Origin of the sequence: Actinokineospora sp. NBRC 105648, from assembly GCF_030269645.1 — a bacterium.
Classification (GTDB): domain Bacteria; phylum Actinomycetota; class Actinomycetes; order Mycobacteriales; family Pseudonocardiaceae; genus Actinokineospora.
In genome coordinates this window covers 262,616-278,648 of record NZ_BSTR01000002.1, presented here as the reverse complement: position 1 = coordinate 278,648, position 16,033 = coordinate 262,616, and the positions used below count along the sequence as shown (strand labels likewise).

General features: G+C 71.5%; 11 protein-coding genes and 1 pseudogene. 4 read left to right on the top strand and 8 right to left on the bottom strand.

Annotation, left to right across the window (positions count from 1 at the left end):
* Positions 1–28 precede the first annotated feature (28 nt).
* The 4 genes from QSK30_RS02505 to uvrA all read right to left on the bottom strand — a co-directional run bounded on the left by QSK30_RS02505 (position 29) and on the right by uvrA (position 6,835).
* Positions 29–1,288: a phytase gene (locus QSK30_RS02505; protein ID WP_285499151.1), complete on the bottom strand. Its 1,260-nt coding sequence runs from the start codon at positions 1,286–1,288 to the stop codon at positions 29–31.
* A 58-nt stretch (positions 1,289–1,346) separates the two neighbouring features.
* Positions 1,347–3,170, bottom strand: a complete 1,824-nt coding sequence (locus QSK30_RS02500; protein ID WP_285499150.1) for a TOMM precursor leader peptide-binding protein — start codon at positions 3,168–3,170, stop codon at positions 1,347–1,349.
* Positions 3,160–3,324: a hypothetical protein gene (locus tag QSK30_RS02495; RefSeq protein ID WP_285499149.1), complete on the bottom strand. Its 165-nt coding sequence runs from the start codon at positions 3,322–3,324 to the stop codon at positions 3,160–3,162. The genes QSK30_RS02500 and QSK30_RS02495 overlap by 11 nt, the downstream gene beginning before the upstream one ends.
* 661 nt (positions 3,325–3,985) lie before the next feature.
* On the bottom strand, positions 3,986–6,835 hold the full coding sequence (gene uvrA / locus QSK30_RS02490) for an excinuclease ABC subunit UvrA (RefSeq protein WP_285499148.1): 2,850 nt from the start codon (positions 6,833–6,835) through the stop codon (positions 3,986–3,988).
* A gap of 335 nt (positions 6,836–7,170) precedes the next feature.
* Here uvrA and QSK30_RS02485 point away from each other — a divergent pair.
* Positions 7,171–7,854: pseudogene (locus QSK30_RS02485) on the top strand (maleylpyruvate isomerase N-terminal domain-containing protein); the annotation flags it as partial.
* On the opposite strand, the gene QSK30_RS02480 reads toward QSK30_RS02485, so the two are convergent.
* Entirely contained in the window at positions 7,821–9,095 is a 1,275-nt protein-coding gene (locus tag QSK30_RS02480; protein WP_285499147.1) for an acyltransferase family protein, read from the bottom strand. The pseudogene QSK30_RS02485 and the gene QSK30_RS02480 overlap by 34 nt on opposite strands.
* 118 nt (positions 9,096–9,213) lie before the next feature.
* On the opposite strand from QSK30_RS02480, the gene QSK30_RS02475 reads away from it, so the two are divergent.
* The 3 genes from QSK30_RS02475 to QSK30_RS02465 all read left to right on the top strand — a co-directional run bounded on the left by QSK30_RS02475 (position 9,214) and on the right by QSK30_RS02465 (position 11,997).
* The gene (locus tag QSK30_RS02475) at positions 9,214–9,891 is read left to right on the top strand and encodes an MBL fold metallo-hydrolase (RefSeq protein ID WP_285499146.1); all 678 of its coding nucleotides are present in this window, start codon (positions 9,214–9,216) and stop codon (positions 9,889–9,891) included.
* 162 nt (positions 9,892–10,053) lie between these two features.
* Positions 10,054–11,199 (top strand): beta family protein, encoded by a 1,146-nt coding sequence (locus QSK30_RS02470; RefSeq protein WP_285499145.1) that lies wholly within the window; start codon positions 10,054–10,056, stop codon positions 11,197–11,199.
* A gap of 90 nt (positions 11,200–11,289) precedes the next feature.
* Positions 11,290–11,997 carry a DUF5710 domain-containing protein gene (locus QSK30_RS02465; RefSeq protein WP_285499144.1) on the top strand — a complete coding sequence of 236 codons (708 nt, stop codon included), beginning with the start codon at positions 11,290–11,292 and terminating at the stop codon, positions 11,995–11,997.
* Here the strand turns inward: QSK30_RS02465 and QSK30_RS02460 are convergent.
* The 3 genes from QSK30_RS02460 to QSK30_RS02450 are packed head-to-tail and all read right to left on the bottom strand — an operon-like array spanning position 11,974 to position 15,760.
* Entirely contained in the window at positions 11,974–14,097 is a 2,124-nt protein-coding gene (locus tag QSK30_RS02460) for a serine/threonine-protein kinase (protein ID WP_285499143.1), read from the bottom strand. The two genes, QSK30_RS02465 and QSK30_RS02460, sit on opposite strands and share 24 nt — an antisense overlap.
* A gap of 10 nt (positions 14,098–14,107) precedes the next feature.
* Positions 14,108–14,914 carry a hypothetical protein gene (locus QSK30_RS02455; RefSeq protein ID WP_285499141.1) on the bottom strand — a complete coding sequence of 269 codons (807 nt, stop codon included), beginning with the start codon at positions 14,912–14,914 and terminating at the stop codon, positions 14,108–14,110.
* Positions 14,915–14,923: 9 nt separating this feature from the next.
* On the bottom strand, positions 14,924–15,760 hold the full coding sequence (locus tag QSK30_RS02450; protein WP_285499139.1) for a vWA domain-containing protein: 837 nt from the start codon (positions 15,758–15,760) through the stop codon (positions 14,924–14,926).
* Between the last annotated feature and the right edge of the window lie 273 nt (positions 15,761–16,033).

Below are 16,033 nucleotides of genomic sequence, written 5' to 3'. Positions count from 1 at the left end.
ACCCACACGCGGCCGCACCCGCCCCGGTTCAGCCGATCGCGCCCGCGACCCGCTCCCAGCGGACCAGCTTGAAGTTGGTGCTCTCCCGCTCGCCCGGGGTGTTCTCCCCGTCGTGCACGACCAGCAGGCCGTGCGGGAACTCGCGACCCAGCGGCGTCGTGGTCACCGCGGCGCCGTCGCTGTGCTGCACACCGTCCGCGGCGGGGCCGTCGGCGACGGCGAAGCCGCCGGTGTGCCGCAGGCCGTGCCGGGTGACCCGGTAGGCGGCGAAGGTGCTGTCGCCCTGGCTGGAGGCCAGCAGCAGCTTCTCCCCGTGCGCGCCGCGGGCGATGGCGAGGCCCTCGGCGTCGGCCGTCAGGTACCGGCCCGCGGCGGGCGAGGGCGGCCCGGTGAAGGCGCACTCCTCAGTGGTCTCGTCGTAGGCGGCGGGCCTGCCGAACTCGCGCACCCGCTCGACCAGCGAGGGCTCACCGAAGCGGCCCGAGCGCACCGGGACCCGCCAGACGCCGACGTCCTCCTGGGCGGCGTAGAGCACACCGTCGGCGGGGTCGAACACCATGCCCTCGACCTGCGGCCGCTCCCCCGGCTCGGCGCACGGCGACCAGGTGCCGCCGTCGACGCGGAACGACGCGGGCAGGTCGACGGTGTCCACCCGGCGGTAGGTGATCCGGCCGCGGCCGTCGTCGGCGAGGCGGAACACCCCGAGCCGGGTCTCGTGCCGCCTGCTGGCCACCACCCAAGGCGCGCCGCCCGCCGGGTCCGGCGCGACGGTGAGCCCGTAGGCGGTGCGCTGCTCGTCGACCTCAGCCTCGGTGGCGCTGAACGCCCGCGGCGGGGTGGCGGTGGTGACGTCGGTCAGGTGCCCGCGCCGGTCGATGGCGAAGACCCGGATCCGGTCGCGGCCCCGGTCGGAGACCACGGCCAGGTCGAGGGTGCGCCCCCCGATCCGGGCGCCCTGGACGATGTCGACGTTGTTGAACCGGCCCGGCTCCGCGTCCGGGGTGGGCGCCGGCGGGGTGTCGATGTGCTGGACCTGCCTGCCCCGCAGGTCGAACACGGCGAGGCCGCCGTTCTTGAGCGTGCCCACGACCACGCTGCGGCCGGGGTCGTCGGGGTTCACCCAGATCGCCGGGTCGTCGGCGTCGGCGTTGCCGCCCTCGTCGTCGTCGAAGTTGGGCGGGGTCTCGTGGGTGGCGGTGACCCCGGGCAGCGCGCCCGCGGGCGCGGCGGCGAGGGTCAGCAGGGCGAGGGAGCCGAGGACGGCGGCGGCGATCCGGGTGCGGCGCATTCGGGCAGCATGCCCAGCCCGGGTGGCGACGGCCTGGCCTGCGGGTGAACGCCGGCGGTCACCAGATCGGGTGGACCAACCTGCGGATCGGGGCCTGGCCGTGCCGCAGCCGGGCCACCAGCGAGCGGTCGTTGCCGTGGCCGTAGCTGATCGGCTGCAGGTCGGGGCTGACCGCGCGCACCACCCGGAACGGCCCGGTGGCCACGTCCGGGCTGGTCACGTCCACGATCGCCACCCGGATGCCCGCCGTCGACAGCTGCCCGGCCAGGTCGGCCACGGTGGTGTCGAACGCGGGCTCGGGCAGGTCGGCCAGCCGGGAGGTGCCGCCGGTGCGCAACCGGTCGAAGGCGGACACCCGGTCGGCCGGGAAGTAGTAGGCGGCGTGGTCGAGCATCTCCCGCACCCCACTGGGCCGGGACGGGACGAGCACCCCGCGCTCGCTGAGCAGGGCGGCCAGGTGCGGCCCGGTCTGGGCCAGCTCCAGTACCGCGGTGCGGATGGCGGCGCGCGGGGACCGGTCGGCACCGAGCCCGACGCAGGCGCCCGGCCAGCGCTTGCCGTCGCCCAGGGCCAGTGCCACCGCGACGGTGCCGTAGGTGGCCGTGGGCAGCAGGTAGACCTCCACCGACGGGCGCTGCGCGCGCAGCGCGTCGATCACGTCCTGGACCTCGGGGTCGAGCGTGTCGTCGAGCTCGACGTAGCGGCCCCGGGCGCCGGTGAGCCAGGCGGACATCATCGCGTCGCGCTCGACCAGCTCCAGGGTCGCGCTGACGGCGGCGGTCTCGGCGTCGGGGCCCGCGGCCAGGCCGTTGGAGGTCCCCTGGCAGATGAGGTGCTCGGGGAGGACGGTCATGGCGAGGTAGCTGAACACCGCGGGGACCCAGACCGGGGTGTCACCGCCCAGCCAGGTGCCGCGGATCCACGGGTGGTCGATCCGGCGGTCGAAGGGCACGCACGGGAAGTCCCGCTGGGCGTACTGCTCGGGCTCGTAGAGCGGGAACTCGCGCGGGTCGAGCACCTCGCCGTCGAGATCGGCCGGGCGGGCCCAGACGAGCCGGTCGGGGTCGGGGACGGACGCGGAGTACCGCTCGACGGCTTCCCCCACCGCGGACACGATCGCGGCGCGCCGGGTCATGCCCTTGCCCCACCCGACCGGCAGCGCCCGCGGCGTGCCCCCGGGGTCGAGCAGGTGCGGCGGCGCGGCGGTGGCGACGTGCGGTCCGCCGTCGAGCGGCCTGCGCAGCGTGATCCACGGGATCACACCGGTCAGCGGGTCGACCCAGCCCGCGAGCGCCTCCAGCAGCTCGGCCGGGTCGTCGTCCTCGTCGTCGTCGGTCGGCGGCAGCCCGACCGTGCCGATGCCCTCGGCACCGCCGCAGACCTCGCAGGCGGGCAGCGGGACCACCCGGTGCCACACCGGCTCCACCGCCCCCAGCTCGGCGAGGTGGCCGACCAGGTCGGTGGAGTTCTGCCGCAGCAGCGCGCGCACGAGCGCGGTCACCTGGTCGAGCACGGCCGCCAGGGGCGGTTCCACGACCGGCTCGGCGTCCTTGGGCGCGGCCGCCGCGGCGGCCACCCGGCGGGCTCGGGCGCATTCGGCGCACCCCGGCCTGCCGGGCGCGGCGAGCGGGCCGAGCAGGACCCGGCCCCCGTCGAAGACCAGGGTCAGGGCGCGCAGCTTGACCGAGCGGGCCCACCGGTCGAAGTCCCGGCTCTCGCCCACCGCGACGGCCAGCCGGGCCCGGGGGTGCACCGGACGACCAGGTCCGCCGAGCACCTCGACCTCGTCGCCGAACTCGCGGCGCAGCCGGTCGCGGACCAGGACGGCGTTGCCCGGCCGGGTCGCCTCGGTCACCTGGTCCGGGGAGGGGTCAGCCCGCACGCACCGGCCCCGTTCCCGGGGCGACCCCGGTGACCCGGAACTCGGCGGGGGCGGTGATGCCCATGCGGATCTCCCAGCGCTCGGCGCCGACCAGCAGGGCGCGGCGGGCGGCGGTCTGGCGCCCCCGCGTCGGGCGAGCGGTGAGTTCCGGCATGTCCTGTCCTCCTCGTGTGGGGTGCTACGAGGTAGGAGTCAGGATCCGGGTTGCGGATACACCTGTCCAGTGTGGCGTTTTCCCTGGTTACGAGGTGTGTCAGGGTGCTCGCTCTGCGCTTGTTGCTTTGGCTTTGCTTCGGGGTGGCTGGGGCTGGGCTTACTTTGGGGTTGGCTGCGCCTCGGGGCTTGCTGAGGTGGGGTGCTGGATTGGGTGGAGTGGCTTTGCCCGGGGCCCCTAGGGGCGATCGTCGTGGGAAAAGCGGGTGGGAAAGGGAGCCCCACGACCACAGCAAGTTTACGATCGCCCCTCCCCCCAGACAAAGCCACTCCACCCAATCCAGCAGGAGGGTTGTGAGGTGCGGATTCGTGGGAGGCGAGTCTGCAACCATGGCGCTCCAGCCGATCCCAGGTAGGGCGTGCGAGTGCGGTTGCGTAGGAGGCGGGTCTAGATCGGCGCGTCTTCGGCGATCCAGCAGACGGCCGGAGCAGGTGGGTTGTGCGAGTGCGGTTGCGTTGAGTGCGAGTCCGCGACCGGCGCGTCTCCTGCCGAGCCGCCAGGTGAAGCGGGCGGGTGCTGTCGCTGGTTGGGGGCAGGTGGGCGTCCATCTGCCCCCAACCAGTACTAGGGCCACGACGGCCCCGGGGGCCGCGCGTGAGCCTCACATCACGTGGGCCAGGAATTCGCCGGTGTAGCTGCCTTCGGCCTTCACTACGTCCTCCGGGGTGCCCTCGGCGATCACCATGCCGCCGCCGGAGCCGCCCTCGGGGCCCATGTCGATGATCCAGTCCGAGCCCTTGATCACGTCCAGGTTGTGCTCGATGACGATCACCGAGTTGCCCTTGTCCACCAGGCCGTTGATCACGCCGAGGAGCTTGCGGATGTCCTCGAAGTGCAGGCCGGTGGTGGGTTCGTCGAGGATGTAGACCGTGCGGCCGGTGGAGCGCTTCTGCAGCTCGCTGGCCAGCTTCACCCGCTGGGCCTCGCCGCCGGAGAGGGTGGGCGCGGGCTGGCCGAGGCGCACGTAGCCCAGGCCGACGTCGACCAGGGTGGCCAGGTGGCGGTGGATGGCCTTGATCGGCTCGAAGAAGCCGGCCGCCTCCTCGATCGGCATGTCCAGGATCTCGGCGATCGTCTTGCCCTTGTAGTGCACCTCCAGGGTCTCCCGGTTGTACCGGGCCCCCTTGCACACCTCGCACGGGACGTAGACGTCGGGCAGGAAGTTCATCTCGATCTTGATGGTGCCGTCGCCCGCGCAGGCCTCGCAGCGGCCGCCCTTGACGTTGAAGGAGAAGCGGCCGGGCAGGTAGCCGCGGACCTTCGCCTCGGTGGTGGAGGCGAAGAGCTTGCGCATGTGGTCGAAGACGCCGGTGTAGGTGGCCGCGTTGGACCGCGGGGTGCGGCCGATCGGCGACTGGTCGACCTGGACCAGCTTGTCCACGTGCTCCAGGCCGCGCACCCGGGTGTGCCTACCGGGGACCTGGCGGGCGCCGTTGAGCTTGTTCGCCAGGACCGTGGCCAGGATGTCGTTGACCAGGGTGGACTTGCCGGACCCGGATACCCCGGTGACCGACACCAGGGCGCCCAGCGGGAACGAGACGTCGATGTCGCGCAGGTTGTGCTCGCGGGCGCCGACCACGGTCAGCTGGCGCTTCTTGTCGATCCCGCGGCGCAGCTCGGGCATCGGGATCTGGCTGCGGCCGGACAGGTACGCCCCGGTCAGCGACCGCTTGTTGCGCAGCAGCTCCTTGAAGGTGCCGCTGTGCACGACCTCGCCGCCGTGCTCGCCCGCGCCCGGGCCGATGTCGACGATCCAGTCCGAGGCGCGGATGGTGTCCTCGTCGTGCTCGACCACGATGAGCGTGTTGCCAAGGTCGCGCAGCCGGGTGAGGGTCTCGATCAGCCGGTGGTTGTCCCGCTGGTGCAGGCCGATCGACGGCTCGTCGAGCACGTAGAGCACGCCGACCAGGCCGGAGCCGATCTGGGTGGCCAGCCGGATCCGCTGGGCCTCGCCGCCGGAGAGGGTGCCGGAGGCGCGGTCGAGCGAGAGGTAGTCCAGGCCGACGTCGAGCAGGAAGCGCAGCCGGGCCTGGATCTCCTTGAGGACCGCGCCCGCGATCATGCTCTCCCGCCTGCCGAGCTTGAGCGCGTCGAGGAAGGCCGAGCAGTCGCCGATCGACATCGCCGAGACCTCGGCGATGGACCGGTCGCCGTCGCGGTGGCCGAGGGTGACGGCCAGGATCTCCGGCTTGAGCCGGGTGCCCCGGCACGCGGGGCAGGGCACCTCGCGCATGTAGCCCTCGTACTTCTCCCGCATGTACTCCGAGTCGGTCTGCTCCTGGCGGCGCTCGAGGAACGGGATCACGCCCTCGTAGGCGGCGTAGTAGGACCGCTCGCGGCCGTACCGGTTCTTGTAGCGCACGTGCACCTGGTCGCTGACCCCGTGCAGGACCGCCTTCTGCACCTTCGCGGTCAGCCGCCGCCACGGGGTGTCCATCCGGAACCCGAGGGTCTCGGCCAGCGAGGTGAGCAGCCGGATGAAGTACTCCGCGGTCTGCCCGCCCGCCCACGGCGCGATGGCGCCCTCGCCGAGGGACAGCTCGTCGTCGGGCACGACCAGCTCCGGGTCGACCTCCTTCTTCACCCCGATGCCGGTGCACTCCGGGCAGGCGCCGTAGGGCGAGTTGAAGGAGAACGAGCGCGGCTCGAGGTCCTCGACGCCGAGCGGGTGGCCGTTGGGGCAGGCCAGGTGCTCGGAGAAGCCGCGGATCCGGTGCGGGTCGTGCTCGGGCAGGTCGACGAACTCCAGCTCGACCAGGCCGTCGGCCAGCCGCAGCGCGGTCTCCACCGAGTCGGTGAGCCGCTGCTTGGAGCTCGCCTTCACCGCCAGCCGGTCGATGATCACCGAGATGTGGTGCTTCTCCTGCTTCTTGAGCTTGGGCGGCTCGGTCAGCGAGTGCACCGCGCCGTCGACCAGGGCGCGCGAGTAGCCCTGGGTCTGCAGGTTGGCGAACAGGTCGACGTACTCGCCCTTGCGGCCGCGGATGACCGGCGCGAGGACCTGGAAGCGGACGCCGGACTCCATCGCCAGCACCTGGTCGACGATCTGCTGCGGGGTCTGCTTGCTGATCGCCTCGCCGCAGGTGGGGCAGTGCGGCTTGCCCGCGCGAGCGTAGAGCAGCCGGAGGTAGTCGTAGACCTCGGTGATCGTGCCGACCGTGGAGCGCGGGTTGCGGCTGGTCGACTTCTGGTCGATGGACACCGCGGGCGAGAGGCCCTCGATGAAGTCGACGTCCGGCTTGTCCATCTGGCCGAGGAACTGCCGGGCGTAGGCCGAGAGCGACTCGACGTAGCGGCGCTGGCCCTCGGCGAAGATGGTGTCGAAGGCCAGGCTGGACTTGCCCGACCCGGACAGGCCGGTGAAGACGATCAGGCTGTCGCGGGGCAGGTCGATGTCCACGCCGCGCAGGTTGTGCTCCCGGGCGCCGCGAACGACGAGGCGGTCGGCCACTGAGGTCCCTTCGGTAGTGCTGTTCCGGTGCTGCTCTGAGATGTCGCTGATGTCGCTGGTGTCACGGGTCACGCGGGTCACACGGGTACCGCCGGTGCGCTGGTCGCCGGGCCGCGGCGGGTGCCGGGGCGCGGGCGCGCGCCAGGGCAACAGGCCGAGCGGATGGCGAGGTGCATGCTAGGGCGGGGCACCGACAATTCTCGCCGACGGCGGGCGGCGATGCACCCTCGGAGCGGTACGCGCCGGTAACCGGGCCAGCCTACGCTGGAGGTCGGAGCCGGTTGCTCCGATCACACCAGCGGCCGAGACGGTCACAACCACGTTCGGGGGTCGGTATGGGCACGTCGGGCACGCCCGCACACACATCGGTGCAGCGGCCGGGGTTCCCCGGGCAGCGGCGCGCCGACTCCGGCGCGGGCCGGGCGGTCGCGGGGCACCAGGCCGTCCGCGAGGCCTGGGTGGTGCTGCACCGGGTCGTCGCGGAGCTGCCGGACCAGGCGTTCCGCGAGCCGAGCGGGCTGCCCGGGTGGTCGCGCGCGCACGTCGTCTCGCACCTGGCCCGCAACGCCGACGCCCTGGTGAACCTGCTGACCTGGGCCAGGACCGGGATCGAGCACCCGGCCTACGCCAGCCGGGCCGACCGCGACGCCGACATCGCCAGTGGCGCCGAGCGGCTGCCGCAGGTCGTCCGCGAGGACCTCTACGCGGCGTGTGACCGGTTCCACACCGCCGTCGGGCGGCTCTCCGGCGCGGACTGGGACGCCACCGTGGCGCACCCGTCCGGCAGGCAGCTGGTGGCCGCCGAGGTGCCCGAGCTGGCCCTGTTCGAGGCCTGGAACCACCTGGTCGACCTGGACGCGGGCGTGGTCTTCGAGCAGGTCCCGGCGGCCCACCTGGACCGGCTGCTGGACACCGCCGTGCGCCCGTACCGGGCCAGGACCGACGGTGCGCCGCTGCGCCTGGTGGCCGAGCTGCCCGAGGGCCGTCAGCGCACCTGGGAGCTGGCGATCGCGACCCAGTCCAGCTCGCGCGAGGTGGCCGGGCCCGCGGCCGCGGTGCTGGGGTGGCTGACCGGGCGGGGCACCGGCACCGCCCTCTCGGGCACCCTGCCCGAGCTGCCCTCCTGGGGCTGAGCGGGCACCTGCGGCAGCTCGCGGATGGCGGCGCGGGTGGCCACCGCGGTGGCCAGCACCCGCCGCCAGAGCAGCGGCCCTTCCTGGGTGAGCCAGCGGTGGGCCGGGCGCTCGACCAGCCGGGTGATCGCCCAGCCGAGCAGCACCGCGAAGGCCACGCAGGCGACCAGCCTGCCGCCCGCGTCGACGCCGGCGTCGAGCAGGAACCGGGCCAGCACGAACCCGAGCTCCTGGTGCACCAGGTAGACGCCGAAGGAGATGCCGCCCAGCCAGCGGATCGGTCCGGCGAGCTGCCGGATGCCGGGGATGTCCCAGTCCGGGCCGCCCGCGGCGACCACGATGCCGAGCAGGACCACGCCGAAGGCGATCGTGGACCAGGTGTCGGCGAAGTAGGCGTGCGCGTCCTGGGCGACGAGAACGACGACCAGGTAGGCGGCCAGGTGCCCACCGGACATCCGCTTGTTCGCCCACAGCCAGATGGCGACGCCGACGCCGAAGAGCGCGACCCGGTGCAGGGCCAGCCCGTCGAAGAGCGACTTGACCCACTGCGCGGCGTCGTCCTGCCGCCAGGCGAAGCGGATCACCAGCGGGGCGAGCGCGAGTGTCCACAGCAGAACCGGGAGCCGCTTGCCGGTGACCCAGCCGCGCGGCCAGAGCAGCGCGGCGACCACGAAGGCCATGACCTGCACCGGGAGTGTCCAGTAGGACGCGTCGACCCAGTGGAACTGCGGCGACCACGCCTGCACGAGCAGCAGGTTGGCCACCAGGTCGGTGGGTGTGGGCAGGTACCAGCCAAAAGCGTGCGCCACAGCGCGGGAGACGCCGTAGGTGACGACGACGGCGACCAGGTAAGCAGGCAGCAGCCGGGCGATCCGGCTCCACAGCCAGCGCCCGGTACCGCCGCGGCGCACGGTGCCGCAGACGAAGTAGGCGGACACGACCAACAGCGTGCTCGCGCCGAACTGCAACGAGAGCACGAAGGGGTACGGGCCCAGCTCCGCGTGGCTGATCGGCGACTGGTGCGTGATGTGCTGGATGACGACCGAGAAGACGGCCAGCACCCGGATCACGTCCCAGCTGATCTTGCGCGGGGACCGTTTCTGGTTCGCTGTCTCTAGTGTCTGCACGAGCTCACAGGTGTCGGCGACAAGGGGCGGTACTCCAGGTAACGCTCGGATAACAAGGATAAGGGGCGAAGCTGAGGCCCGCCTGAGGAGGTGCGCGCGCAGGCTACCGTCGGCGACCGTGGACCTTGTCGACGACTACACCGGCCATGTCGAGCCCGGCGGCCCCGCCGCCCGCCGCACGCTGCCCGCGCTGACGATCACGAAGGTGTCCGTCGGCCCGATGGACAACAACGCCTACCTGCTGACCTGCCGGGCCACCCGCGACGCCCTGCTGGTGGACGCGGCCAACGACCCGCAGCGGCTCTCCGAGGTCATCGGCTACGGGCAGGACCGCCCGACGCTGCGCACCATCGTCACCACCCACCAGCACGGCGACCACTGGCAGGCCCTCGGCGCGACGGCGGGCGCGTTCGGCGCGAACACCATCGCGCACGAACTGGACGCGGGCCCGCTACCGGTCCCCCCGGACCGCTTCGTGGGACACGGGGACACGATCGATGTGGGTGAGGTCACGCTCGAGGTCATCCACCTGCGCGGCCACACACCGGGCTCGATCGCCCTCTTGTACCGCGACCCGACCGGCACCCCCCACCTGTTCACCGGCGACTCCCTGTTCCCGGGCGGCGTCGGCCGAACGAACTCCCCCGAGGATTTTCAGTCCCTGCTGGACGACGTGACGACCCGGGTCTTCAACACCCTCCCGGACAACACCTGGTTCTACCCCGGCCACGGCGACGACTCCACCCTCGGCGCCGAACGCCCCAACCTCGCGGAGTGGCGCACAAGGGGCTGGTGAGGGGCAGCCCCCATCGAAGAGCGAGTTCGTCGGTCAAGTGACACTTCATTTCTCCAGGCGCGTCCAATAGACCGAGCTCTCCAGGTCGACCACCACTGGTCACCGCTGCCGTACCGGTGAGCGTCACCCGTCCGGTCGGTGCGGTGCCGGGATCGACCTCGCATGATCGAGCGTGGTGATCACACGCTCGGTCGGCGGGCAGGGAGGCACTTGGTGCGGCTCAGGCCACTGGTAGCGCTGAAGAGCAAGACCGGTGAACTGGACGCGCTGTGTCGGCTACCGGAGTCAGCGACGGGACCCACGGCTGTCGTGGACCTTCTCGACTCGGTCACCGCGGAGAGGTCCGGACGTCTCCTGGGGCCGTTGGTGCGGGCCGCGGTGCGCCTGGCTTTACGGGGGACGCCGCTTTGGGTCGACGCGCACCGGTTGGCAGGGAGTGGTTCGCTGGCGCGGCAGCCTGGCGGGCCGCTCGGGTTCCTCGACAAACGGGTCGAGGCAGCGGTCGAAGACGAGTACGGCCTCTTCGCGGCCACGTTCACCGCGCTGATCCCGGTCGTGGCCGACACCGCGAGCGAGCGGGAGCTGAGCGAGGTGTCCCAACTCCTGGAGCACCGGCCGCGTGCGGTGGTGGTGCGCGTCCGGCAGGTGGACGCGCCGCTGCTCGACGTGCGCCGCCGGCTCCGAGGGATCGCCCGGACGGCCGGGGGCGAGGCAGCTCGGCTGCACGCCATCGTGGACCTGGGATTCGTCGACACCGTGCGGCAGGCGCGGGTCGACCAGGTGTCGCGACTCAGCGCGATGCTCGTCGACCTCCTCGGCCCTGACTCGACGACCCTGCTGGCGGGCTCGATCCCGGCCGTCCGGACCGAGTTCGCCACCACCGTTCGCGATCGGCTCGAGGTGACCCTGTGGCAGGAGGTCGCCAGCAGGGTGACCGAACTCCACTACGGCGACTACGGCGTCGTACACCCCGTGCCCCCGAGGACCGGGGAGCCTGGGCCGAGGAACATAAACCCCTACCTCTACTACACGATCCCAGGACGCACGGTGGCTTTGCGCAGGCGGCTGGCGCGCGACGAGGACAACAAGGTCATCAAGGGCGCGGCCATCGCGGCGTTCAACGATCTCGCGGAAGAACTCGTCACCCGGTCGGAGTTCGCGGGCAAGGACTACTCGTGGGGTGACCGGGAGCTGACGAACTGCGGACGCGGCGGCACGCGGACCGCAGGCACCGTACCGCGCTGGGTCGCCATCGCGACCTCGCACCACCTCGAGCACCTGACACGACATCCTGGGGAAGGCATTTGATCCAGGGCCGGTTCGCTGGTCGCACGGCGTCGAACGCCACTCGATAGGCTGCGCTCCTGACCGCTCCGGCAGCTCTTGGGAGGTGGCTGAATGGCTGAACGCGTCTGGCTGGATGTCCCCTATCGGGACAAGGACGAGGCCAAGGCGCTGGGTGCGCGGTGGGATCCGACGGGGAAGCGTTGGTATGCGCCGCGTGCCGGGGTGGTTGGGTTGGCGCGGTGGGAGGCGTTGCCGGAGGTGCCGGACCTGCTTCCCGGTGAGGATCGCGGGTTCGGGGCGGGGCTGTTCGTGGACCTGGTGCCCAGTTCCTGCTGGTTCACCAATGTCCGCTCGTGCGTCGACCAGCGCGACTGGGAACGGTTGCGCCGCATGGTTACCAAGCGCGCCGGGCAGGTGTGTGAAGCCTGTGCGCGGCGCGAGGACCCGCGGGAGAAGCGCTGGCTGGAGGTGCACGAGCGCTGGTCCTACGACGAGACCCGGCACGTCCAAGCCCTGCGCAGGCTCATCTGCCTGTGCACCGACTGCCACCGGAGCACGCACTTCGGCTTGGCGCAGCTCAAGGGCCTCGCCGACGATGCCTTCACACACCTGATGGCCGTCGCCGGCCTGTCCGCGGCGGAAGCGGACATCCACGTGGGGGAGGCGTTCTCGCTATGGGAGGAACGCTCCAAGGTTGAGTGGGCCCTGGACCTGTCCATCCTGATGACCTCGGGCATCACCGTGGTCCAGCCCCCGGCCGCAGCGGCTCGTCCGGACGCGGCACGGGCCGCGCTTTCACTTCGTCCCAGTCAAAACTAGCCGCAAGTACCGCTGGTAGGTGATGTCCTTGTAGGAGCCCACCAGGGTGGCCGCGTCGAGGAGTTCTCGCTGTGCTCGTTCGAAGGCGATCTTGCTCTCCGAGAGCTCGCGCTCGTGTGCGGCACGCGCTCTGGCGGCGGCCATGTCGGCCGCCCTCACTGTGTTCGCCAGGGCGCTCTGCTGGTCGACTAGTGTCTTGCGCAGTTCCAGCCGTCGCACCCGTTCGGACTCGTGCGCCCGGGCTTGTTCGGCCTTCAGCGCTACCGCGCGCTGCTCGAAGCGGTTCTTGAGAACCTGCCCGTCGTGGGGCGTGAGCGCGGTGGGCTGGGTCCGCATCGCGTTGTGCGCCAAGGAGAGCCGCCAGCTGTCCAGGCGTCCCGCCTTGACCTCGCCGACCCCGGGGACCCGCACTCGTGAACCAGAGGTGAGGACGAATCTCGCGATTCTGCTCTGGTACTGCCCGTTGGTGCTGTACTCGACCTCCAGGAAGTCGGCGGCGGTGCTGATCCCGTGGGAACGGAGGTTCGCCACCAGTGTCGTACCGATGCCGTCCACGCCTGCGGACTTGATCGTGAACCTCGCCAGGTACGACCGGGTGTGCTCCTGCTGCTTGGTGGTGAGCAACGCACGCTCGGCGAGACCGTGTTCGCTCGTCAGCGAGCGGACATCGAGTTCGACCTTGGCAACGGCCCGCTGGGTGGCCCGCTGCACGGCGGCCAGTGCTCGATCGTGCTCCAGTTGCAGGTTGGCTCGTTCCCGGTCGTGATCGGCCTTGGCGGTACCGGCGCTCCGAACGACCTGTCGGGTTCGGTCGTCAACCTCGCCATGGACCCGCGCGGCGGTGCTCTCGGCCCACTTCGCCCGGTTGTACTCGGCACGAGCCGTGCGCGCCCGCGCTGTCTCGGGTTGACGGAGGTAAGCCACCAGGGCGACTCCCGCACTCGCGAGCGCGGTCAGGAGCGCCCCGCCCACGGCAACCGCCGGGACGACAGCGGCCGAGACGACAAGCAGGACCCACGCCAGCAGGACCGCGGGCAGCGTCCACCTCAGTACCCCGGGGTACCGGTGGGAGAAGGTCACCGGCGGGAGTACCACGGGGTTGGCCTGCCGCAGGTGGCCCGCGATCCACGGTGGCAGCCCGCCGGTCCCCTCCGGCCTCGGTGCGGACTGGGGCAGCGGGGCGGTGACCGCGCTGCCGAGTGCGAGCGGCAGGCCCGGGGGTGAGTCCGGCTGCCGCACGAGCACCTGCCGGAACCGTTCGGCCACCTCGCGCAACTGTGGGTTCGGGTGGCTGAGCAGCGCGCCCAGCCGCAACGAGGCGTCGGGATCGGCGAAGTCGGCCTCGGCGAGGAGGAGGTGCTCGGCGTCTTGGTCGCGCAACCGCGCCCACAGCGAGGGATCCGCCGCCACACCTAGCAGGGACAGGTAGATCACCCAGGCCGAGAACCGATCGATGGTAGGACCGAACTGCGTGGTCGAGCGACCGGGTGACTGGTAGTTGCGGTGCCCCATCTCGGCGGCGGCCATGCCTGCGAGCGCGGGCACGTACATGCCGTCGTAGTCCACCAGCCGCATGCTCCCGTCGGGGGTCACCAACAGGTTGCCGTGCTGCAGGTCGCCGTGCCCGATGCCCGCCTCGGCGAGTTCGGTGACCAGTCTGCCGAAGCGCTCGCCCGCGCGGGCCAGAGCGGCGGGGTCGCCGAGGTTGCGCTCCACCCAGCGGGCGAGGTTGACCGCCTCAACCCACTCCATCCGTAGGATGGCGAACCAGTGGCCCTCGACCAGGATGCCCCGCTCGACGTAGTCGAAGCGGACCACCCAGTCGTAGGTCGAGCGGGCGAGGTGCTCGCTGATCGCCCGGTAGCGGACGGCCTGCGACTGCACCTCCCGGGTGAAGCACTTGACCGCGTACCGGACGCCGTCCACAGCCGTCAGCGAGAAGACGCTGGCGAAGTTCCCGGAGATGGGCCTCGGCCGCCCGAGGGAGTCGGTGGTCACCGCCGCGCCAGCCAGGTCGGTGCCGCGGAAACACAGCGATGTGTTCTGCAGCGCCTCGACATAAGTCGCACCGGAGGGCTGCGAACGGGGTCGTTGATCCACGAACCCCGCCCTACCCCAGGTCCACGTGCACGACGGTGACGTCGTCGTTGCCCATCGCGCCTGCCGAGCGCAGATCCCCCAGCCACGTCTCGAACCCGGCGAGATCACCGGATCGGGTGAAGTTGCACAGGGTCTCCCCCGGATGTCCACCGCGTTCGGTCTCGGCGAGGAACCAGGCGGCGAGCGCGTCGGTGCACAGGAAGAACTGGTCGCCCTGGTCCGCGGTCCCCGACGCGGTCTGGACGTGGTGTGCCAGCAGAGCGTGGTCGTGGCTGAAACCGTTGACCAGGCCCGGGGAATTGCCGAACGCCGCCGCCGACTCCAGCGGGAACGCGTGCAGCAACCGCGCACCCCTGGTGTGGAAGAGACAGGTGTCGCCCAACGCGGCCGCCGTCCAACTGGTGGATAGCGAGGCGGGGTGGTGGTCGAACCGCGCCGCCAGCACTGTCGCGTGTGGACCGCGGTCCAGCTTGGGTCGTTCGTACCAGGCGATGGGACGACCGTTCCCGACCCGACGCGCGACGTACTCGCCGACCCAGCGGCGCCACTGGACGGCGGCGTCCACCAGCGCCGAGGCCACGTGCCGGTCGTCGTGCAGGAGGTACTGGTCATCGCGGACGGCGTCGACGACCGAGTCGGTCAGCAGGGCGGCCCACTCCCCCGCCAACAGGCTCTCCGACGCGCCGTCGGAAATCGCCACCGACACCGGGTCGGTCAGCCAGGTCTCCGGGTCGGCGGGTGGGAAGGCAGCGACCGCGTCCTCGCACTCACGTGGGGTGCTCCCGCTCTTGGGGACGCGCAGCGACGAGATGAACACGCCCACGGATCAGCGCAGGTCTGTCGCGCGCGTCCCGATGTCCAGGAACTGCACGACCGAGGCGATATCGGCGTTGTAGACGAACCCGCGCGTGGCGTCGCTCGTGCCGAACCCCTGCTGCGCCGCGTAGGACCGCATGTGCGGCGGCAGCGGGCTCGACATCCCGAACAGCGTGCGCGAGTAGGCGTCGGGAAGCGAGGCGTCGCTGTCCGGGAAGGTGGTCGGCGAGGCGCCCGCACCCGAGACGTGCAGGTTGAACAGCAGGACCGAGCCGTCCGTGCTCACCTGCAGTGGGATGGTCGAGGCCGCGGCGGTGGGGTCGCCGTCGGTCGACTCGCCGTCGGTGAGGTTGAGCACGATCGGCGGGAAGCACCCGGGGTGCTCGGCGAGCCACCGGGACACCAGCGACTCGGCGTAGGACAGGGCCCGGCACATCGGGGTGCCGCCGTTGGCCACCGGGTCCAACCAGACCGGGAAGCTGCTGGCCGTCTCGACCAGTCCACCCGCGCCGTCGGGGACCTTCTTGCGGCGCTCCTCGACTCGCGCCGGGTTCTCGGCGACCTCGCTCAACGGCACCAGGTCGCGCCCCGCGAGCGTGCCGGTGAAGGCCGACCCGACCGCGTGCCCGTAGCCGATCACCGCGACGTGGAAGTAGTCCCGCACGCCCTCCTCCTTGGCGCACTTGACGCTCAGCTCGGTGAGCAGCCGGTTGATGGCGTCGGCCACCACATCCGCCTTGCGCTGCGGCACCTCGCCACCGATCGGGTCGCCCATCGAGGCCGACTGGTCGACCAGGAAGAGGAAGCAGGTCGGATTGGACCGGCTGATCTCCGCGGCGTAGGTCATGCGTGAATCCCACCTCTGCACTGCAACCAGCCGATTCCGGACCGACTCGATTGTGCCGACTCGACAAGCGCTACAGGTCGTACCACTGTGCGCGAGCGTAGCGCCCCCCGATTGCCGCTCCGGCGCCAAACCCGGATTCACATCGACGGCCCACCCAATCGGGGGGAAACCCCTACTGGTCTGGTCGACCGCGCACTCCTGCCATGATCATCTGCTGGGTGGGAGTGCGGCGAAAGGAGGGGAAATGGCACGGAAGAGGCGCCGAAAGCGAAA